Raw genomic sequence first — 18,722 nt, 5'->3', positions numbered from 1 at the left:
CGGTTTATCTGATTAAAAAGATTCCAAGACCTTTAAAAAGATATTATTATAACCCGTTGGGTATAATTATTAAAAATGGAGTGTTTCTATCTAAAATCACTCGAACTGACGAAAAATTATCATTAAAAAAATGGGTTATTATAGATTTATTATCGTTGTTAAAAGATGTTTGTCAGCAAAAAATAGTTATTTTGCCAGAACAATATCAATCAATGATATGGTTTATGCAGGTAATAATTAAAATAAACAAATTGAAGTATCATGGTGAAATCAGGATAATGTTTCTTCAATTTGTTTATTTATTGTTGAATTAATAATAGACAGGGTAAGGGAGTCCGTTTCACCTGAGAAAAAAGCATCTAATATTTCCTGAAATATAGGGTCAGCATTTTCAACAAGTGAAAAGAGTGTCATTGAAGAACGTAATTTTCGGGCATCTAAATCACCGAAAATAGATTCGGCAGATTTTCTTTTAAAAGTTAAAAGCAATTCTGAAATCTCAATAAGGTGCTTTCCTAAAATTGGGTGTGCCAGGAATTCATTAGCTTCTTCCAGATTTGCAATGGCATAATAATTTGCATTATCACTAGAGCCTAATCCTTTTATCTGAGGAAAAATAAACCACATCCAGTGAGTCTCTTTTTTCCCTTTTTTAATTTCAGAAAAAGCAGTAAGATAAAGTTTATTTTGCGCATCTAAAAAACGCATCAGATCATTGTTTGAGTAAGCCATTATTATATTGTAAATTATAAAAAAGGTTGCGAAATTAATCAAAAAGATAAGGGTTACGAAATTAAAAGTCCAAGCAGTGAACAGTTTAACTTTTAAAGGAAGAATTTTCTACTTTTATTTGGAATAAAAATAATCTTCATTATTTGCTAAAATTATAATTCTCTATTGACTCTTCTAAAAGTCAAATTAATTCTGGGCAATACCTTTTTTGTCGTTTTAGGAACCTGATGCTGCCAAAAACTGTTAGTTGTTCCTGCCATTAATAGAAAAGATCCATGATGTAAAGGAATATCTACCCGAGGGATATCTTTTCTGAATTTATGACGAAGCCTGAACATTCTTGTTTCTCCAAAAGTTACCGAAGCAATAATAGGGTTCTTGCCTGTATGGTGCTCTTTATCGCTATGCCAGGCTACACTATCATTACCGTTTCGGTAAAAATTAAGGAGGAGACTGTTAAAACTCAGTTCGGTTTCGGTTTCTACTTTTTTACGGATTGTTAATAGCTCCGGAGTCCAATCAGGTTCGTTTAGACTTGCTCCAATATTTTCTTTGTCCTCGTACCAGGCTATCATTCTTGGGGCGGTAACAGTTTTGTCAAAGATTTCCATTTCATATTCTCTCCATTTTATCTGATGCAGCAATGTGTTGTAATAATAGTCAGATTCTTCTTTGTTAAAGAAATTATCAATCAAAATAAGTTCGCTATCCGGAAGGTCAAATATTTTTTTGCCACATAAACCAGACGAAAATAATTCGGTGTCGTTAAATAGCATCATAAGTTGTTTTTTTATTTAAACATATTATAATTAAATGTTCAGCAAAGAGACATTCAGGTATAATTGCTCTTAATTTATTGGAACAAAATTAATACAGTTTGTAACAATTTTAATTACATTTGCTGTTACAAATTGTAACAAATTTATTATGTCCTTATTTTCAGATAATATCAGGGCTTTAAGATTAAAGCAAAAAATATCGCAGGAGAAATTAGCGGAGAGTTTACAAATTACCAGAGGCAGGTATGTCAAATATGAAGATGGAACCTCAGAAGCACCTTATGATATTTTAAAGAAAATTGCACAGCATTATCATATTAGTATTGATTTGCTGCTATCAGTAGATGTTCGTAAAATTGATGTACAGGATTTATTAAAACTGGAAAACAACCGGCTTGTTTTACCCATACAGGTAGATAGGGAGGGGAAGGACTTTATTGAAATAGTTACACAAAAGGTAAAGGCAGGTTATTTAAACGGATATGCAGATCCTGAGTATATTGAAAACCTGCAGCAAATCTCACTTCCTTTTTTAGGCCCGGGTAAACACAGGGGTTTTCCTGTAGAGGGAGATTCTATGCCTCCACATGAAGATGGAAGTATTATTATTGGTCGTTACGTAGAGAGGCTTGGAGAGGTTCAGGATGGTAAAACCTATATATTGATTACCAAAAGCGAGGGAATGGTTTATAAACGTCTCAATAAAAACAAAAAAAACATTCTGGTTTTAGAGTCTGATAATAGTTTTTATCCTAAATATGATGTTAAGGTTTCTGATATTCTTGAAATTTGGGAGTATGAGTGTAATATAGGCCGCAGCGATAAACGACAGGAAATGTCAGAAACCCAAACTACAAAAGAGTTGCTTTTAGAAGTAAAAAGAGAGGTTGCCGAAATTAAGAGCAGTATTTTAAATATAAATTGATGCGTTTTTATATTGATTGTTTTTTTTTTTTTTTTTTTTTTTTCTATTTTCAGTTTTGCCATGATGAGTTCGAAAAAGAAATGTATTATATTTTTGATTTTCTCTTCCATGAGGTAATGTTTTTTAGAAAGCAATTCCCAATTGTACACCAATGGTGACTGTTGCGGGATGATCATTTCCAAAGCGAACCGGCAGGGGAACAGCAACAAAGTAGCTGCTGTTTGCGTTTTTTATTACAGTTTTGTTGATCACAGGAGTTACACCATACCTGCCGGAATTTTCAAAAGCCATTCTGCCTGCAAAAGTGTAACCATTTCCCAAAGCCACTAAAACGCCGGGATGGAATACTATATTGGTCACTTTATCACTGGCACCCTGAACTTTAATATTGGGTACTATTTCAAAAGAAAAACCTATTTTGGAACTTTTCCAGATGTTTATTCCTGTTGGGAAACCAACGGCATAATAATCCCTGAAATTTAAATTAGTCTGCTCGCTGCTAGTGGTAATTATCGGATGATAAACTCCAAAATACCCTGTTATTTTAGGATATGTCTCTTGTGAAAAAACAAGTCTGCTTAAAAAAAGCAATGTAAAAAGTGCAATATGTTTCATTGATTTGTATAGTTTAATTCAATGAACAAAACTATACAGACCTGTCAAGAATAAATAGAATGTTATTTACCTTTTGTATCTGAATTACTTTTTTGTTTATTTTTTCGATAGAAAGAGGGATTTTTTCCAGTATGTGATTTGAAAATTCTGGTGAAATGACTCTGATCGGAGAAACCGGTCATATATGCTATTTCAGTGAGTGTATAAGAAGAATTTTCAATAAGGTTCACTGCTTTTTCAATTCTCAATTTCCTAATGTAGTCACCAAAATTCAAGTCTTCAAAATATTTAGAGAATTCTCTGGACAAATAGGAGGAATTCAATTCCAGATCATTTGAAATTTGTTTTAAATCGAAAGTGAACCGGGTATCAATTTGGTCCTGAATAATTTCTTTAAGTTCCTGTACCCAGGAAGGTGTCTTTTTATTTGATTTTTTTTCGTTTAAAAATTTGTTGTAAACCTCATGTAAAAGATTCTCAAAAGGACTGTTTTGAAGATGATTTTGCTTGTACAAATGTGTCGCCCAACTATATAGCGCATCATATAGTACCATTCCGCTTTCCAATAGTTTATAATCATCAGTAATATTATAGGAAAGCCCGGCTGAAATTGCCCAAAGTCCAGCCGATTCTTTTGCAATATCATGTCTGTCTGTGTCTGCACCACGAACAATTCCGGCTATAATTAGTATAGCCGGATCTTCAATTTTATATTTTTTAACAATATAATCAAAAGTACTTTGCTCATTATAATGGGTAAATTCAACATTGGGAATGTCAAAAGGAATAGCATCAAGTTCTTTAGCCTTCACTAAGACTTCATTATAAGGGACGTAAATAAATTCAGCCTCTTTGTCCACGAATTTATTTATCAGCCAGGGACAGGCAATTCGATCTATTTTGGGTCTTTCTCTAGTGATCCATTTCATCTAAAATCCAGTTTATTATCTTATTCCAATTAATCATAGATTACGATCTATGATTTTTAAATCTAAGCTAATTTACATTTTTTATTCTTCAATATTTTTCATTTTATTCAAAAGAATAAGCCTTTTTTATTTGATTTTAAAAGTTTGCTATAAGCGTTAAACAGACCTGAACCGCTTAATTATGTAATTGATTTTTGAGAGCGTACAGCCTGCTTCTAAGATTTTTTAACATTAGAGGATCGGTAACTTTACCTCTAACCCTGGTTAAAATAATGGCTTCTCCGATAGTCATTTTCAGGGCGTGTCCTTGTTTGTTAAAGAGTTCCGAAATCAGTTTTGAAGTTTGCAACATCGGATGAATTGATTTTAACATACTGAAGAAAAAACCATTATTTCCATGAAAATATATAGGCAGAATAGGAACATCAGCTTTACAGATAATTTTCCCTACCACAGGATGCCACTCCGGATCTGTGATTTCACTAGTCTTAAAATTATAAGATGAAACTTCCCCGGCAGGAAATATTGCAACAGGAATACCTTCTGATAAAGCTTTGAGCGTCATTTTTAATCCAGTAATACTCGCAGAATTTTGCACATTTTCAAATGGATTTACTGCAATAATGCATTTTTCAAGATTTGGAATTTCCTTTAATAAAAAATTCCCCATATACATTGTGTCAGGACGTATTTTCGCGATTGTACTTAATAAAGCTAATGATTCGATACCTCCATAGGGATGATTTGCAACAACTATAAAAGCTCCTTCACGAGGAATATTTAGTAATTCGGCAGCATCAAATTGAACTTTTACACCAATTTTCATTAAGATGTAATTAGCAAAATCTGCACCCTCAAGATTACCTGCTTCTTTTACAATAGTATTTAAATTGTTAATTTTCATTACTTTCATCAAATAAGAGGATAATCCTGGGATAGGGATTTTAGAAAGGCCGGCAGCTTCAGAAAATTTTTCTTTGGATATCAATGTCATAATATTATAGCTTATTAAGGTTGAATACGAAAACTAATAAAGAACCTAAAAGGAATGAAACTAGCATAGGTTAATGTTTATTAGTGAAATTTTGTTATTATAACTTTATGACTTGAAACAAGAATTTGGAGTTATGAAAAGGAGAGATGATCAATCATCTGCATATTCTTTATCACAATCATGGGTAAAGATACTCTGATTTTATATGTGAACATTGAATATGCAAATAAAACAACATTGAAGAGAAGGATATTTGCCTGACACCCAACTTTTGAACATTGATCCTATTTCTCTTAACACTGACTTTGTAATTAGAAATAAAAAAAGGTAAAACACATTATGTATTTTACCTTTTTTTGTGACCACGGTGGGATTTGAACCCACACGCCCTTGCGAGCACCACCCCCTCAAGATGGCAAGTCTACCGTTTCTCCACGTGGCCAAAAATAAAAAAGGTCAAGTAATAAATTACTCGACCTTTTGTGACCCGACTGGGGCTCGAACCCAGGACCCCATCATTAAAAGTGATGTGCTCTACCGACTGAGCTATCGAGTCATTGCTTCAAGAAACTTAATTTGTTAATCACAAAATTTGTGACCCGACTGGGGCTCGAACCCAGGACCCCATCATTAAAAGTGATGTGCTCTACCGACTGAGCTATCGAGTCATTTCGTTTCTTGAACGCGGGTGCAAATATAAGGAGTTTATTTTATTATTTGCAAGCAAATTTATTATAAATTTGTCTTTTTTTAACCAAAGTTCACAATGCCTTAGTTTATAAGGTTTTATTAAAATGAAAAAAATTATATTATTAGGATATATGGGTTGCGGAAAGTCTACAATTGCCCAAAACTTATCAAAAGCTACAAATATTCCATATCTGGATTTAGATAAATGTATCGAAAAAAGAGCAAATTTATCTATAAATGAAATTTTTGAACAACATGGTGAAATCTATTTTCGAAAATTAGAACACGAAATGTTTGTAGAATTACTTGAGTCTTCAGAAAATAGTATAATAGGTTTAGGAGGAGGAACTCCATGTTATGCCAATAATCACGAATTATTAAAAAGAGATGATGTTGTTTCAATCTACCTGAAGGCTTCCATAGAGACTTTATATAGCAGATTAATTCATAACAAAAGCAAACGTCCTTTGATTGCTGATATGAATGAGGAAGAAATGAAAGAGTTTATTGCGAAGCATTTGTTCGACAGAAGCTTTTATTACAACCATGCACAGCATAAAGTTTCTGTCGACAATAAAACTGTTGAGGAAACAGTTCAGGATGTTTTGGAAATATTAGCTTAAGAAAGCGTAATCGTCACCGTTTTCATCAAAAATAACCTGTACATGTTCTAATAAGGATGTAGAAAGCGAAATTCCTTTGAAATCGGCTTTTACAGGGTATTTTTTGTGATTTCTGTCTACAAGTACTGCAGTTTTGAATTTCTTCAAGGGAACATCCAGGAAATGACGAACAGCATAGATTAATGTAGTTCCAGAGTTTAGAACGTCATCAACCAGTACTAAGCTTTTGTTTTCGTATTCTGTCACAGACAAGGAAGTCTGTATTGGCAATTGAGGGTTTTGTTTGTCTACTATAACTTCACACAAAGAGATTTTAAGAGTAGATATGGTACTTAAGGCTAAAGCAATTTTTTTGGCAAAAATAGATCCGTTAGTAGCGATTCCGGCAATCACAACTTCATCTTCATCAACAAAAGTCTCGTAAATTTGATATGCGATACGTTTTATTTTGTGTTCAATTTCCTGATTGGTTAAGATGATGTTTTTGCTCATGGTTTATTTTTTTGCTAAAATACAAATTTCATGTTTGAAATTCCAATGTTAAAAACCCAAATTCCAATTTTTAATAGTGAGGTTCAGCTTTTAGATTTGCTTTTAATGTTTATGATTTAGCGTTTAAGTTTTGGAATTTTAGAAAATTGGAATTTACTCTGTTTCTTCCTCATCAAAAATTTCATTACCATATTCATCAATATCTCGTCGGTCTTTTTTGGTAGGTCTTCCGGTGCCGCTTTTGCGATAATGCTCTTTTGATAGTTTTAATAATTCTAAATGAGCATATGTTTCAGCCGGAGTCTCATTTTTTCTGTAAATATCGACCAGTTTTGCTCCTACACGACTTTCCGGAATATCAAGAACAGTAATTATTTGTGTAATCTGGTCTTTTCTGAATGTTATTCGGTCAGTAGGAAAAACTTCTTTAGATGGCTTGGCTACCTGACCGTTTACTGTAATATGGTTCTTTTTGCAAGCCTCGGTAACCATATTTCGAGTCTTATAATATCGTACACACCACAGGTATTTATCTATTCGCATAATTTTTCTAAAATCAGAGTTAAATTCTTTACAAAAATAAATCAATATTGTATCTTGCGCACTTAAAAAATTAATAATAATGAACAAATTTAAATATTTTTTTATTCTACTGGTTGCCGGTTCTTCTTTGATTTCCTGTAATAAAAATGATGATAATCAGGATGTAGAACCAATAAGGGATTTTGCCGTGCAATACGCCACAGATAAAGCTACTATCGAGGGATATTTAAATACACATTATATTGTTGTTACGGAAAGTGCAGGTAATACGGAGGATATGGATGTGGTTATAGATTCTATTGAAGATGCCGCAACACAAGTGCCAATTATGTCATATAAGGCTAATGTAGGAACGGCTACTTTTCCTCAGTTAAAATCCAAAAATATTGATTTACACGGAATAACTTACGAGCTTTATTATTTAGTTTTAAGAGAAGGAACAGGAGAATCTCCAATGAATACTGATGGAGTTTTGGCTTCTTACAGTGGAAGCTATCTGTCAGATGTGGCTAAAACGGATAAAAATCCGGCATATGTTTCGACAACATTTTTTGAACAGCTTAAATATCCTCAATCTGTCTTTGATTTGACCGGGGTTGTAAGAGGGTGGTCAGAGACTTTTCCTGAATTTAAAACAGGAACTGCCAGTGGGAATGCAAATGGGACAATTACCTATACTGATTTTGGAGCAGGAGTAATGTTTCTTCCTTCGGGACTAGGTTATTATACGGGTAGTAATTCAATACCTGCTTATCGACCTTTGGTGTTTAGTTTTAAATTATATCAAATACAAAGACTGGATCATGATGCAGATGGTATTTTAGATTTAAATGAAGATATTAATGGAGATGGGTATATTCACGATTTCCGTAACACAACATTATATCCTAATGCACCGGTTAATCCGGACGATACTGATGGTGATGGTATTCCTGACTTTATAGATGTAGATGATGATGGCGATAGTTATACCACTAAACTTGAAATTACTAAGCCAGCAACTGAAGTAGGTGTGGTAAATGGTGTTAATTACGGGCCAAGTAAATACTTTCCGTTTGAAGCTTTTACTCTGGTAGATGATCCTGCAACACCTAATACTGATGAAAGCTTAAATAGTGAGCCTAAAGGAATTCCGGCATTTGTTAAGACTGAAACGGTTAATGGTGTAGTTAAAAATGTTTATGATTATGAGACCGCGGGCAGACTTAAGATACATCTTGATAAAGCACATAATACGACCAAGGTAACTACAATAACTGCAAAGCCTTGATTTGAAAAATATAGAATACAAAAAAACCTCGAGTGATTTCGAGGTTTTTTTATGAATAAGAAAATCTGAAATTATTTTCTTTTGATAACTTTTTCTGCAGCTTCAACAATCGCCTGATTGTTTAATTTGTATTTCTCCATTAATTGTTCCGGAGTTCCGGATTCACCAAAACTATCGTTTACAGCTACAAATTCTTGTGGAGCAGGAGTGTTTAGAGCTAATACTCTTGAAACGCTTTCTCCTAAACCTCCAAGTATGTTATGCTCTTCGGCAGTTACGACACATTTTGTTTTTGCCAATGATTTAAGAATCGCTTCTTCATCAAGTGGTTTAATAGTGTGTATGTTGATTACTTCAGCAGAAATTCCTTTTGCTTCTAAAGCTTCTGCAGCAATAAGAGCTTCCCAAACTAAATGTCCGGTAGCGATTATTGTTACATCTGTTCCTTCGTTTAATAAAATAGCTTTTCCAATTACGAAAGGTTCGTCAGCAGGTGTGAAATTTGCAACAACCGGACGTCCAAAACGTAGATAAGCAGGGCCATGGTGATCTGCTAATGCAAGAGTAGCCGCTTTTGTCTGATTGTAATCACAAGTATTGATTACAGTCATTCCCGGTAACATTTTCATTAATCCAATATCTTCCAGGATTTGGTGTGTTGCTCCATCTTCTCCAAGTGTTAAACCTGCGTGAGAAGCACATATTTTTACATTTTTATCTGAATAAGCAACTGATTGACGAATTTGATCGTAAACTCTTCCTGTTGAGAAGTTAGCGAAAGTTCCCGTAAAAGGAATTTTTCCTCCAATAGTTAATCCTGCAGCAATACCAATCATGTTAGCTTCTGCAATACCGATCTGGAAAAAACGCTCCGGGTGATTTTTCTTGAATTCATCAAATTTTAATGAACCAATTAAATCGGCACATAAGGCAACAACATTTTCGTTTTTCTGACCTAATTCAGTCATTCCCGCTCCAAAACCTGAGCGAGTATCTTTACTTCCTGTATTTGTATATTTTTTCATTTTTGTCTTTTTGAGGTGCTAAGTTTCTAAGTGGCTAAGTTTCTAAGCTGAAAACTGTCACTGAGACTGAACACTTTTTTAGTAATCGATTTGATCTTCAGAATAGTTTTGAGCCAAAGCAGTTGCCAACTGATCATTGTTTGGTGCTTTTCCGTGCCAGGCGTGAGTATGCATCATGAAGTCAACACCATTACCCATTTCAGTATGTAATAAAATACAAACTGGTTTTCCTTTTCCTGTTCTTGATTTAGCATCAGTTAATCCGGCAATAATTGCCTCGATACTATTTCCTTCTGTGATTTCTAAAACGTCCCAATCAAAAGCTTCAAATTTAGCACGAAGGCTTCCCATTGCAAGAACTTCGTCAGTAGTTCCGTCAATTTGTTTTCCGTTAACATCGATAGTAGCGATAAGGTTGTCTACTTTTTTTGCAGAAGCATACATGATAGCTTCCCAGTTTTGACCTTCCTGCAATTCACCATCACCATGTAAAGTGTAAATTAAATGATTGTCTCCATTTAATTTTTTAGCCTGAGCTGCACCAAGAGCTACAGATAAACCTTGTCCTAATGAACCAGAAGCAATACGAACTCCAGGTAATCCTTCGTGAGTTGTTGGATGTCCTTGTAAACGAGAGTTTAGTAATCTGAATGTTGCAAGTTCTGAAACAGGGAAATAACCGCTGCGTGCTAAAACGCTATAAAATACAGGAGAAATATGTCCGTTTGAAAGGAAGAAAATATCTTCTCCGATTCCGTGCATATCAAAACCTTCTTTACGTTCCATAATATTTTGGTATAGTGTTACCAAAAATTCAGTACAACCTAGTGAACCGCCTGGGTGGCCTGAGTTGACAGCATGTACCATTCGAAGAATATCTCTTCTTACTTGGATAGTTAAATCGCTTAATTGTTGTGTGTTAGGCTTCATTTTATATGTAAAAGTTAAACTGGTGCAAAAGTAATTTTTATTTTGCGGGGAGACAAATGATTTTTTGCTTTAGTTTGTCACAATTGTTAAATTTTGGTTCTTTTTTTATAGATATTTAAAAAAAAATCTAAGTGTTTTGGTTTTTGTTTGGAGAATATGCCTGAGATTTTAGAAAACTGCTTTTATTTTTCTTGTGTGTAAATAAAAAAAGCCCTGTTTGTCAAGGCTTTAATTTTGTTATTGTTTAGATAATTAATTATCACTTTCGCTATAGTAATTATTTTCTTCGTCTTCAGAACCGATTTTTTCTTGTTCGTCATCGAGCTCAGAACCGGGAACATCCAGATCATTACCGGTTATGTCTTCTTTATCAATATTAAAGGTATTCTCATTCCATTCACCTTCTTTCTGGTCAATAGATTTTTCAGTATTGATGTTTTCCGGATTAATGTTTTTTATTTTTTCCTCCTGGTTATAAATGTCTTCTTTGGGAGGATAATCCAATTCGTTTAGATTTCTTTCGATTTCGTCTTCATTTATTGCTTTTTTTTCGTGTAGATTTTTCATGATTTCTATTTTTAGAGTACTGAGGAATATTGAAAATAGTTGTACTGGTTTTTTTTATTCCTCACAAAGAGTAAAGTTATAAAGTACTTATCGTTAGAATATTATATTTTTATAACGGGATGTTTTAGTATTCACATATTATTGCGTTAGGGATAGGAATGTTATCCTTTTGTGACAAGATGAAAGTCTTGTTTGACTACTAAAAGAAATGGAACAAAAGATATAATGGATAGCCCGGCCCTTGGGAAACGCCCAAATAAAAGTTAAAGTTTCAGGTTTTTCTTTGTTTCAAGTTTCAGATTAGTAAAACATTATCTAATTTTCTAATTGACAAATTATCTAATTAATTTTCCCTTAAATTAGCCTATCTTTGCCGACTGAAAAACGCATATATGAAGTTTGATTTATTACAAAAAGATCCGCAATCGAAAGCAAGGGCGGGGAGCATTACTACTGATCACGGAGTTATTGAAACTCCTATTTTTATGCCCGTTGGTACTGTTGCTTCTGTAAAAGGAGTACACCAACGTGAACTTAAGGAGGATATTAATCCTGATATTATTCTTGGAAATACATACCATTTATATTTACGTCCGCAGACTGAGATTCTTGAAAAAGCAGGCGGGTTGCATAAATTCATGAACTGGGACCGTAATATTTTGACGGATTCAGGAGGGTACCAGGTGTATTCGCTTTCAAATAACCGAAAAATTAAGGAAGAAGGAGTGAAGTTCAAATCACATATTGATGGTTCGTATCATTTTTTTACACCGGAAAATGTAATGGAAATTCAGCGTACTATTGGAGCCGATATTATAATGGCTTTTGATGAGTGTACGCCTTATCCCTGCGATTACAGATATGCGCAACGCTCGATGCACATGACGCACCGCTGGTTGGATCGTTGTATCAGTCATTTGGACAAAGTGCCTTACAAATATGGGTATGAGCAAACATTTTTCCCGATTGTTCAGGGAAGTACTTACAAAGATTTGCGTCGTCAATCGGCTGAATATATTGCTAATTCAGGTCAGCAAGGAAATGCTATTGGAGGTTTATCGGTAGGAGAGCCTGCTGAAGAAATGTATGCTATGACCGAAGTTGTTTGTGAAATTTTACCGGAAGATAAACCCCGATATTTAATGGGGGTCGGGACTCCGATTAATATTTTGGAAAATATTGCTTTAGGAATTGATATGTTCGATTGTGTAATGCCAACACGTAACGCCAGAAATGGTATGCTGTTTACGTCAAACGGGACAATCAATATTAAAAATAAAAAATGGGAAGCTGATTTTTCTCCAATTGACGAAATGGGACATACTTTTGTTGATACAGAATATACGAAAGCTTATTTACGTCATTTGTTTGCTGCCAATGAATATTTAGGAAAACAAATTGCGACAATTCATAACCTTGGTTTTTATATGTGGTTGGTTCGTGAAGCCAGAAAACATATCTTAGCAGGAGATTTTAGACCATGGAAAGAAATGATGGTTAAAAATATGAGTCAAAGATTATAAAGAGTTTCATGTTTTTTAGTTTCAGGTTTCAGGTTGCTCACAGGAACCTGAAACTTGGAACTTGAAACGAGAAGCTTTTCAACTTGAAACTAAAAGATATATGTTAACGATAATAGATAAGTATATTTTAAAAAGATATTTGGCCACTTTTTCGGTAATGTTGCTATTATTTATTCCGATTGGAATTGTAATTGACGTTTCTGAAAAGGTGAATAAAATGCTGGAGAACAAAATTCCGTTTATGGATATTGCGATCTATTATTATAATTTCACGGTGTATTTTGCAAATTCCCTGTTTCCGATATTTTTGTTTTTATCGGTAATCTGGTTTACTTCAAAACTGGCAAATAACACTGAAATTATTGCAATTTTGAGCTCGGGAATTTCATTCACACGCTTTTTACGACCTTATATTATTGGAGCTTCTATTGTTTCGGTTTTTGTGCTTTTAATGGGATTTTTTATTGTTCCTGCTGCCAGTGAAGGATTTAATAATTTTAGATATACGTATCTCAAAGGAAATGGTAAAGCCGAAATGCGCGGTGAAAATACTAATGTTTACAGACAAATTAATGACAACGATTTTATTTTTGTTAATAGTTTTAATGATGAGTCTAAAACAGCTTTTAATTTTTCGTTAGAACATTTTGAAAAAGATAAATTAACTTATAAAATTACTGCAAGCCGTATTAAATGGGATCCCAAAAAGAAAATATATACGCTGTATGATTATACTAAAAGAACAGTTGGCGGACTGAGCGACAAAATTGAAAAAGTACCTGAAAAAAATGTTGCTTTCAAGTTTGAATTAGAGGATTTAACCCCTGTCGTTTATATCGCTGAAACCTTGAGTTTAGGAAAGCTTTATAAATTTATTGAAAAAGAAAGAAAACGTGGTTCAGGAAATATAAATACTTACTTAGTAGTGCTTTATAAAAAATACAGCGTTCCTGTATCTGCTTTCATCCTGACAATTATAGCTGTTGCAGTTTCTTCCATGAAACGCCGTGGTGGTATGGGTGTCAATCTTGCTATTGGAATTGCAATTGCATTTTCTTTTGTGTTTTTCGATAAAATATTTGGCACTCTTGCCGAAAAATCTACTTTTTCACCTTTTTTAGCGGTATGGTTTCCGAATATCGTTTTTGGAATGCTGGCGGTTTATTTATTACGAAATGCGAAACGATAATTTAAAAAGTTATTTAAATCTTCATTTAATTGTTTTTATTTGGGGTTTTACAGCCATTTTGGGTGCGTTAATCACGATTGATGCCGAAAATTTGGTTTGGTACAGAATGCTTCTTGCCGGAATCTTTCTGGGAGTTTTTATCGTTTACAAAAAACAATCTTTTCAGGTTCCTGTTAAAGAATTTTTTAAATTGATTTTCGTCGGATTATTAATAGCACTCCACTGGATTTTCTTTTTTAAAGCCATTCATGTTTCAAATGTTTCCATAACGCTTTCGATATTTTCGCTTGGAGCTTTTTTTGCATCTTTGCTAGAGCCCCTTTTTTTTGGAAGGAAAGTATTATGGTACGAGGTTTTTTTCGGACTTGTAATTATTGGAGGTTTAGCATTAATTTTGCAGGTTGAAATTAAGTATTTGCACGGTGTTTATTTTGCATTGGCTTCTATTATTCTTGGTGTATTATTTACGCTGATGAATGGGAAATTAATAGCAGATCATGAACCATCAGTAATTACTTTTTATGAATTTGGTGCCGGGGTTTTCTTTATTTCGATTTATTTTTTAGTGCTGGGGAAATTCAATGCAGATTTCTTCTCAATATCATTAAATAACTGGGTTTTATTGTTTGTTTTAGCATCAGTCTGTACAGCTTATGCTTTTACGGCTTCGGTAAAAGTTATGCAAAAATTAACTCCTTACACTGTGATGTTAACGACTAATTTAGAGCCGGTTTACGGAATTGTCCTGGCTTATTTTATTCTTGGGGGAAAAGAAAAAATGAGTACGGAATTTTATATTGGCGCCATAATAATTGTGATTACAGTTATCTTAAATGGTGTTTTTAAACATTATCAAAAGAAGAAGGAAGTGTAATGTTTTACTTATTTTGAAAATTCAATTTATACTTTAAACAACAATTAACTGCGCCAATGATATAATATTTTTATATTTGCGGTTCGATTTACAAACAAAATTCAAAAATCCATGGAATATTTAGATTTTGAGCTTCCAATAAAAGAACTTGAAGAACAGTTACAAAAGTGTGTTATAATTGGAAAAGAATCTGCTGTTGATGTAACACCAACCTGCAAGGAAATCAACAAAAAATTAGAGCAAACTAAGAGAGAAATATATAAAAACCTCACGGCATGGCAGCGTGTTCAGCTTTCAAGACACCCAAATAGACCGTATACTTTAGATTATATCAGGGCAATTTGTGGTGAAACTTTTTTAGAACTTCATGGCGATCGCGGCTTTAAAGACGATAAAGCAATGGTTGGCGGATTAGGGAAGGTTAACGGGCAATCGTTTATGATTGTTGGACAGCAGAAAGGGTTTAATACAAAAACACGCCAGTATCGTAATTTTGGAATGGCAAACCCTGAAGGATACCGTAAAGCTTTGCGTTTGATGAAAATGGCAGAGAAATTTGGTATACCAGTTCTAACTTTGATTGATACTCCGGGTGCATATCCGGGACTTGAAGCCGAAGAACGTGGACAAGGTGAAGCGATTGCCAGAAATATTTTTGAAATGGTCCGGTTGAAAGTGCCAATTATCACGATTATTGTTGGTGAAGGTGCTTCTGGAGGAGCTTTAGGGATTGGTGTTGGAGATAAAGTATATATGTTGGAAAATACTTGGTATTCTGTAATTTCTCCGGAATCATGTTCTTCTATTTTATGGAAAAGCTGGGAGTATAAAGAACGTGCAGCTGATGCTTTAAAATTGACTTCTTCTGACATGAAAAAACAAAAATTAGTTGATGATGTTATTCCGGAACCATTAGGAGGAGCACACTATGACCGCGAAACTACTTTTAAAACGGTTACTGAATACATTACAAAAGGATATAATGAATTGAAAGACTTATCAACAGCTGACTTAATTGCCCAAAGAATGGACAAATACAGTAAGATGGGCGAGTATAAAGAGTAAATTCTTGAAAAATGATTTAAAATCCGAAGCCTTACCGTTTCGGATTTTTTTTTGGTTATAAACAAAAAAACGATACTTATAAACAATTAATAGTTATAACTAGATAGTAATATTTTTTTAAAATTTGCTACTTTCGCTATATGGAAAATTTCAAAAATATAAACCCAATAAAGGTTGAAAAAACCACGATTATTAACTTAGAAAAAGGAAAATTACCACCACAAGTACTTGATTTAGAAGAAGCTGTACTTGGGGCAATGATGATTGATAAAAAAGGAGTTGATGATGTAATTGATATTCTGCAGCCTGATGCTTTTTATAAAGATGCACATAAATTTATTTTTGAAGCCATTGTACAACTTTTTACAGAAACACAGCCAATTGATTTACTTACTGTTTCCACACAACTTAAAAAAAATGGTAAGCTGGAATTAGCCGGCGGTGATTTTTATTTAATTCAGCTGACACAAAAAATAGCCTCTTCGGCACACATTGAATTTCACTCCCGTATTATACTTCAAAAATATATTCAGAGAAGTTTAATTCGAATTTCTTCGGAAATTATTGAAGAATCTTATGATGAAACTACCGATGTATTTGATTTGCTGGATAAAGCGGAATCAAAACTTTATGAAGTAACTCAAGGAAATATTAAACGAAGTTCTGAAACGGCTCAGAGTTTAGTTTTACAGGCAAAGAAACGTATTGAAGAAATTGCAGGTAAAGAAGGTTTGAGCGGTGTGGCAACCGGTTTTGAAAAATTAGACCAGGTAACTTCAGGATGGCAGCCTAGTGATTTAATTATTATAGCGGCCCGTCCTGGTATGGGTAAAACGGCTTTTGTACTTTCGATGGCCCGTAACATCGCAATTGATTTTGGTCATCCGGTGGCTGTATTCTCTCTGGAGATGGCTTCCGTACAGTTGATTACAAGGCTTATTTCTTCTGAGACAGGTTTGTCATCAGAAAAATTAAGAACAGGGAAACTGGAGAAGCATGAATGGGAACAGCTAAGTACTAAAGTAAAAGATTTAGAAAAAGCACCTTTGTTTATTGATGATTCTCCTTCATTATCTATTTTCGACTTACGTGCAAAATGCCGTCGTTTAGCGTCACAACACGGAATAAAACTAATTATTGTCGATTATTTGCAGCTGATGACTGCCGGAGGAAGCGGAAAAGGAGGAGGAGGGAATCGTGAGCAGGAAATCTCGACTATTTCCCGAAACTTGAAAGCTTTGGCAAAAGAGTTAAATGTTCCGGTTATTGCACTTTCGCAATTATCCCGTGCGGTTGAAACTCGTGGATCAAGTAAAAGACCTTTGCTTTCGGATCTTCGTGAATCCGGAGCAATTGAGCAGGATGCCGATATCGTTTCGTTTATTTATCGTCCTGAATATTATAAAATTGAAGAATGGGATGATGATGAACAATCACCAACAGCCGGCCAGGCAGAATTTATTATAGCAAAGCACCGTAATGGAAGTCTTGAAAATATTCGTTTGAAATTTATTGGAAACTTAGGTAAATTTGATAATCTTGAAGATTTTACTGGAGGTTATGATGATTTACCATCTAAAATGAATCATGATGATAATCCTTTTATTACCAAAAACCTGCCATCTGCCAACGAAGCCTTCGGAAGTAATCTGAATGAAGATGATGACGATAGCGATGTGCCATTTTAAGTTTTGTTAAATCCTGATGACATATAATTAAAAGAATAAAAAAAGGGAAAATAATTAAATTTTCCCTTTTTACATTAGTAAGCACTTCTAAGTGAACATCGAATTTTTTACTAAATAAAAATTAAATTTTGATAGTACAAATTCTGATTCTTCCTTATTTACCGGGCAGTATTCGGATTTAAAATCCGGATTGTATTGCCATTGGTCACTATGAACATTACACCCTTTTTTGGTTATGTAAAGATTCGATTCATATGGTTTGTATCCATTTATTTTAATTTCAATTATTACTTTTTCAGATATTTTATCGGAATTTGAAAATCCGGAATAAATTGAATAAGATCCATTTATAGCAGTAATAGAATGTTTTTTTGAATAAAATCTATTTCTTTTTACTTTAACATTTATATCTGTAGTTATTGGCAGATGTGTTTTGGAATCTAAAATTAATCCTTTTATTATAATTTTTTTTCCAGTAATAAACAAAGGAGTTAAATCAAGATTGCTATTATTTTGTTCAGGGGTAGATAATATGATTCCAGTTGGAAAAATTAAAACCCCGGAAGCCAGCAGGCTGGCCTTTTTTGCAAATAATCTTCTTTCCATAGATTTTATTTAAATGTTAGAAGACGGTTTATAGTGTGTGTAATTGTTTATCATAAATAATTTGTGTTTTTAAATTAAAAAAGGGGATGTCAAACATCCCCCCTTTATCAATTATTTCTTTAGAATTAATTTGTGTGTAACTGTTTTACTTCCTTTCTCGCGAATAAAATAAATACCGTCAGCAAGGCCTTCAATATTAATAGTATTAATTCTGTTGGAAGAAACTTTTACTGTTTTAATAGTTTGTCCTAATTGATTTATAATATTTAAATCACCATCAGAATCACATTCTATATTCACTATACCCTTACTTGGATTTGGATACATTATAAATTTAGATTTTTCCTCAAAATCAGGATTAGCTAAAGTATTTACTAAAACGCATGATGATGTAACACTACATCCACCGATTGTTATGGTAACTCCATAAGAACCATTAACTGTTGGTGTGAATGATTGTCCGGTTTCTCCTGATATTATAGTACTTGGACATTCAAACCATTGGTATGTTGCACCAACTTGATTAGCAGTTATAGTTGCTCCCAGTAACGAAGTTGTCGCGTCTATAGGTGCTGGTTCAGTAATGGTATAATTACGTGTCGCTGTACATCCGTTCGCATCCGTTATTGTTACGGTATAACTTCCTGCCGCAAGACCTGTAGC

General features: G+C 33.7%; 20 protein-coding genes and 3 tRNA genes. 8 read left to right on the top strand and 15 right to left on the bottom strand.

Annotation, left to right across the window (positions count from 1 at the left end; all coding sequences use genetic code 11):
* Positions 1–270: 270 nt before the first annotated feature.
* A complete protein-coding gene (locus PMI10_RS10990; protein WP_007807716.1) occupies positions 271–732 on the bottom strand; it encodes a DUF1810 domain-containing protein in 462 nt (153 codons plus the stop codon).
* Positions 733–884: 152 nt separating this feature from the next.
* Positions 885–1,511: an alpha-ketoglutarate-dependent dioxygenase AlkB family protein gene (locus PMI10_RS10985; RefSeq protein WP_007807714.1), complete on the bottom strand. Its 627-nt coding sequence runs from the start codon at positions 1,509–1,511 to the stop codon at positions 885–887.
* Positions 1,512–1,659: 148 nt separating this feature from the next.
* Between PMI10_RS10985 and PMI10_RS10980 the strand changes: the two genes are divergently transcribed.
* Positions 1,660–2,436 (top strand): XRE family transcriptional regulator, encoded by a 777-nt coding sequence (locus PMI10_RS10980; RefSeq protein WP_007807712.1) that lies wholly within the window; start codon positions 1,660–1,662, stop codon positions 2,434–2,436.
* Positions 2,437–2,559: 123 nt separating this feature from the next.
* Here the strand turns inward: PMI10_RS10980 and PMI10_RS10975 are convergent, their stop codons facing one another.
* From PMI10_RS10975 to PMI10_RS10950, 6 genes are all read right to left on the bottom strand, one after another.
* Positions 2,560–3,051: a hypothetical protein gene (locus PMI10_RS10975; protein ID WP_007807710.1), complete on the bottom strand. Its 492-nt coding sequence runs from the start codon at positions 3,049–3,051 to the stop codon at positions 2,560–2,562.
* A gap of 62 nt (positions 3,052–3,113) precedes the next feature.
* The gene (locus PMI10_RS10970) at positions 3,114–3,980 is read right to left on the bottom strand and encodes a chromate resistance protein ChrB domain-containing protein (RefSeq protein WP_007807709.1); all 867 of its coding nucleotides are present in this window, start codon (positions 3,978–3,980) and stop codon (positions 3,114–3,116) included.
* Between the two features lie 175 nt (positions 3,981–4,155).
* The gene (locus tag PMI10_RS10965) at positions 4,156–4,974 is read right to left on the bottom strand and encodes a hypothetical protein (protein WP_007807707.1); all 819 of its coding nucleotides are present in this window, start codon (positions 4,972–4,974) and stop codon (positions 4,156–4,158) included.
* A 359-nt stretch (positions 4,975–5,333) separates the two neighbouring features.
* Positions 5,334–5,416: transfer RNA gene (locus PMI10_RS10960), tRNA-Leu, on the bottom strand.
* A 41-nt stretch (positions 5,417–5,457) separates the two neighbouring features.
* Positions 5,458–5,530 (bottom strand) — tRNA-Lys (locus tag PMI10_RS10955).
* Between the two features lie 39 nt (positions 5,531–5,569).
* Positions 5,570–5,642 (bottom strand) — tRNA-Lys (locus PMI10_RS10950).
* Positions 5,643–5,768: 126 nt separating this feature from the next.
* Here PMI10_RS10950 and PMI10_RS10945 point away from each other — a divergent pair.
* On the top strand, positions 5,769–6,287 hold the full coding sequence (locus tag PMI10_RS10945) for a shikimate kinase (RefSeq protein WP_007807705.1): 519 nt from the start codon (positions 5,769–5,771) through the stop codon (positions 6,285–6,287).
* On the opposite strand, the gene PMI10_RS10940 is transcribed toward PMI10_RS10945, so the two are convergent.
* Positions 6,279–6,779 (bottom strand): phosphoribosyltransferase family protein, encoded by a 501-nt coding sequence (locus PMI10_RS10940; protein WP_007807702.1) that lies wholly within the window; start codon positions 6,777–6,779, stop codon positions 6,279–6,281. The genes PMI10_RS10945 and PMI10_RS10940 overlap by 9 nt on opposite strands.
* Before the next feature lie 153 nt (positions 6,780–6,932).
* Entirely contained in the window at positions 6,933–7,322 is a 390-nt protein-coding gene (locus tag PMI10_RS10935; protein ID WP_035631747.1) for an RNA-binding S4 domain-containing protein, read from the bottom strand.
* Between the two features lie 79 nt (positions 7,323–7,401).
* Here PMI10_RS10935 and PMI10_RS10930 point away from each other — a divergent pair, with 79 nt between their 5' ends.
* Positions 7,402–8,592, top strand: coding sequence for an FKBP-type peptidyl-prolyl cis-trans isomerase (locus tag PMI10_RS10930; RefSeq protein WP_007807698.1), 1,191 nt, complete (start codon positions 7,402–7,404; stop codon positions 8,590–8,592).
* A 71-nt stretch (positions 8,593–8,663) separates the two neighbouring features.
* On the opposite strand, the gene PMI10_RS10925 is transcribed toward PMI10_RS10930, so the two are convergent.
* The 3 genes from PMI10_RS10925 to PMI10_RS10915 form a co-directional block, all read right to left on the bottom strand.
* Positions 8,664–9,617, bottom strand: a complete 954-nt coding sequence (locus PMI10_RS10925) for a transketolase family protein (protein WP_007807696.1) — start codon at positions 9,615–9,617, stop codon at positions 8,664–8,666.
* A 78-nt stretch (positions 9,618–9,695) separates the two neighbouring features.
* Positions 9,696–10,547, bottom strand: a complete 852-nt coding sequence (locus tag PMI10_RS10920; protein WP_007807695.1) for a transketolase — start codon at positions 10,545–10,547, stop codon at positions 9,696–9,698.
* Positions 10,548–10,799: 252 nt separating this feature from the next.
* Positions 10,800–11,114: a hypothetical protein gene (locus PMI10_RS10915; protein ID WP_007807693.1), complete on the bottom strand. Its 315-nt coding sequence runs from the start codon at positions 11,112–11,114 to the stop codon at positions 10,800–10,802.
* A gap of 392 nt (positions 11,115–11,506) precedes the next feature.
* Between PMI10_RS10915 and tgt the strand changes: the two genes are divergently transcribed.
* From tgt to dnaB, 5 genes are all read left to right on the top strand, one after another.
* Positions 11,507–12,637, top strand: coding sequence for a tRNA guanosine(34) transglycosylase Tgt (gene tgt, locus PMI10_RS10910; RefSeq protein WP_007807692.1), 1,131 nt, complete (start codon positions 11,507–11,509; stop codon positions 12,635–12,637).
* A 100-nt stretch (positions 12,638–12,737) separates the two neighbouring features.
* Complete coding sequence (locus tag PMI10_RS10905) at positions 12,738–13,826, top strand: LptF/LptG family permease (RefSeq protein ID WP_007807689.1); 1,089 nt, start codon at positions 12,738–12,740, stop codon at positions 13,824–13,826.
* On the top strand, positions 13,813–14,700 hold the full coding sequence (locus PMI10_RS10900; RefSeq protein WP_007807687.1) for a DMT family transporter: 888 nt from the start codon (positions 13,813–13,815) through the stop codon (positions 14,698–14,700). Before PMI10_RS10905 ends, PMI10_RS10900 begins: the two co-directional genes overlap by 14 nt.
* Before the next feature lie 111 nt (positions 14,701–14,811).
* The gene (locus PMI10_RS10895) at positions 14,812–15,765 is read left to right on the top strand and encodes an acetyl-CoA carboxylase carboxyltransferase subunit alpha (RefSeq protein WP_007807685.1); all 954 of its coding nucleotides are present in this window, start codon (positions 14,812–14,814) and stop codon (positions 15,763–15,765) included.
* Positions 15,766–15,905: 140 nt separating this feature from the next.
* The gene (gene dnaB, locus PMI10_RS10890) at positions 15,906–17,453 is read left to right on the top strand and encodes a replicative DNA helicase (protein WP_007807682.1); all 1,548 of its coding nucleotides are present in this window, start codon (positions 15,906–15,908) and stop codon (positions 17,451–17,453) included.
* Positions 17,454–17,540: 87 nt separating this feature from the next.
* Here the strand turns inward: dnaB and PMI10_RS10885 are convergent, their stop codons facing one another.
* The gene (locus PMI10_RS10885; RefSeq protein WP_007807680.1) at positions 17,541–18,059 is read right to left on the bottom strand and encodes a hypothetical protein; all 519 of its coding nucleotides are present in this window, start codon (positions 18,057–18,059) and stop codon (positions 17,541–17,543) included.
* A 111-nt stretch (positions 18,060–18,170) separates the two neighbouring features.
* Positions 18,171–18,722 (bottom strand): T9SS type A sorting domain-containing protein (locus PMI10_RS10880; RefSeq protein ID WP_007807678.1); only part of this gene is annotated, 552 nt, incomplete at its 5' end.

It is taken from the genome of Flavobacterium sp. CF136 (genome assembly GCF_000282055.1).
GTDB lineage: Bacteria > Bacteroidota > Bacteroidia > Flavobacteriales > Flavobacteriaceae > Flavobacterium.
Note: the sequence above shows the minus strand (reverse complement) of the source record. Positions and strands in the feature narration are given on the sequence as shown.

Bases quoted from the DNA above. Each gene is read 5' to 3' on its own strand.
- PMI10_RS10935 (WP_035631747.1), bottom strand. From the start codon at position 7,322: ATGCGAATAGATAAATACCTGTGGTGTGTACGATATTATAAGACTCGA.
- PMI10_RS10915 (WP_007807693.1), bottom strand. From the start codon at position 11,114: ATGAAAAATCTACACGAAAAAAAAGCAATAAATGAAGACGAAATCGAA.
- PMI10_RS10970 (WP_007807709.1), bottom strand. From the start codon at position 3,980: ATGAAATGGATCACTAGAGAAAGACCCAAAATAGATCGAATTGCCTGT.
- PMI10_RS10900 (WP_007807687.1), top strand. From the start codon at position 13,813: ATGCGAAACGATAATTTAAAAAGTTATTTAAATCTTCATTTAATTGTT.
- PMI10_RS10975 (WP_007807710.1), bottom strand. From the start codon at position 3,051: ATGAAACATATTGCACTTTTTACATTGCTTTTTTTAAGCAGACTTGTT.
- PMI10_RS10895 (WP_007807685.1), top strand. From the start codon at position 14,812: ATGGAATATTTAGATTTTGAGCTTCCAATAAAAGAACTTGAAGAACAG.
- PMI10_RS10990 (WP_007807716.1), bottom strand. From the start codon at position 732: ATGGCTTACTCAAACAATGATCTGATGCGTTTTTTAGATGCGCAAAAT.
- PMI10_RS10980 (WP_007807712.1), top strand. From the start codon at position 1,660: ATGTCCTTATTTTCAGATAATATCAGGGCTTTAAGATTAAAGCAAAAA.
- dnaB (WP_007807682.1), top strand. From the start codon at position 15,906: ATGGAAAATTTCAAAAATATAAACCCAATAAAGGTTGAAAAAACCACG.
- PMI10_RS10920 (WP_007807695.1), bottom strand. From the start codon at position 10,547: ATGAAGCCTAACACACAACAATTAAGCGATTTAACTATCCAAGTAAGA.
- tgt (WP_007807692.1), top strand. From the start codon at position 11,507: ATGAAGTTTGATTTATTACAAAAAGATCCGCAATCGAAAGCAAGGGCG.
- PMI10_RS10940 (WP_007807702.1), bottom strand. From the start codon at position 6,779: ATGAGCAAAAACATCATCTTAACCAATCAGGAAATTGAACACAAAATA.
- PMI10_RS10930 (WP_007807698.1), top strand. From the start codon at position 7,402: ATGAACAAATTTAAATATTTTTTTATTCTACTGGTTGCCGGTTCTTCT.
- PMI10_RS10885 (WP_007807680.1), bottom strand. From the start codon at position 18,059: ATGGAAAGAAGATTATTTGCAAAAAAGGCCAGCCTGCTGGCTTCCGGG.
- PMI10_RS10945 (WP_007807705.1), top strand. From the start codon at position 5,769: ATGAAAAAAATTATATTATTAGGATATATGGGTTGCGGAAAGTCTACA.
- PMI10_RS10965 (WP_007807707.1), bottom strand. From the start codon at position 4,974: ATGACATTGATATCCAAAGAAAAATTTTCTGAAGCTGCCGGCCTTTCT.
- PMI10_RS10985 (WP_007807714.1), bottom strand. From the start codon at position 1,511: ATGATGCTATTTAACGACACCGAATTATTTTCGTCTGGTTTATGTGGC.
- PMI10_RS10925 (WP_007807696.1), bottom strand. From the start codon at position 9,617: ATGAAAAAATATACAAATACAGGAAGTAAAGATACTCGCTCAGGTTTT.
- PMI10_RS10905 (WP_007807689.1), top strand. From the start codon at position 12,738: ATGTTAACGATAATAGATAAGTATATTTTAAAAAGATATTTGGCCACT.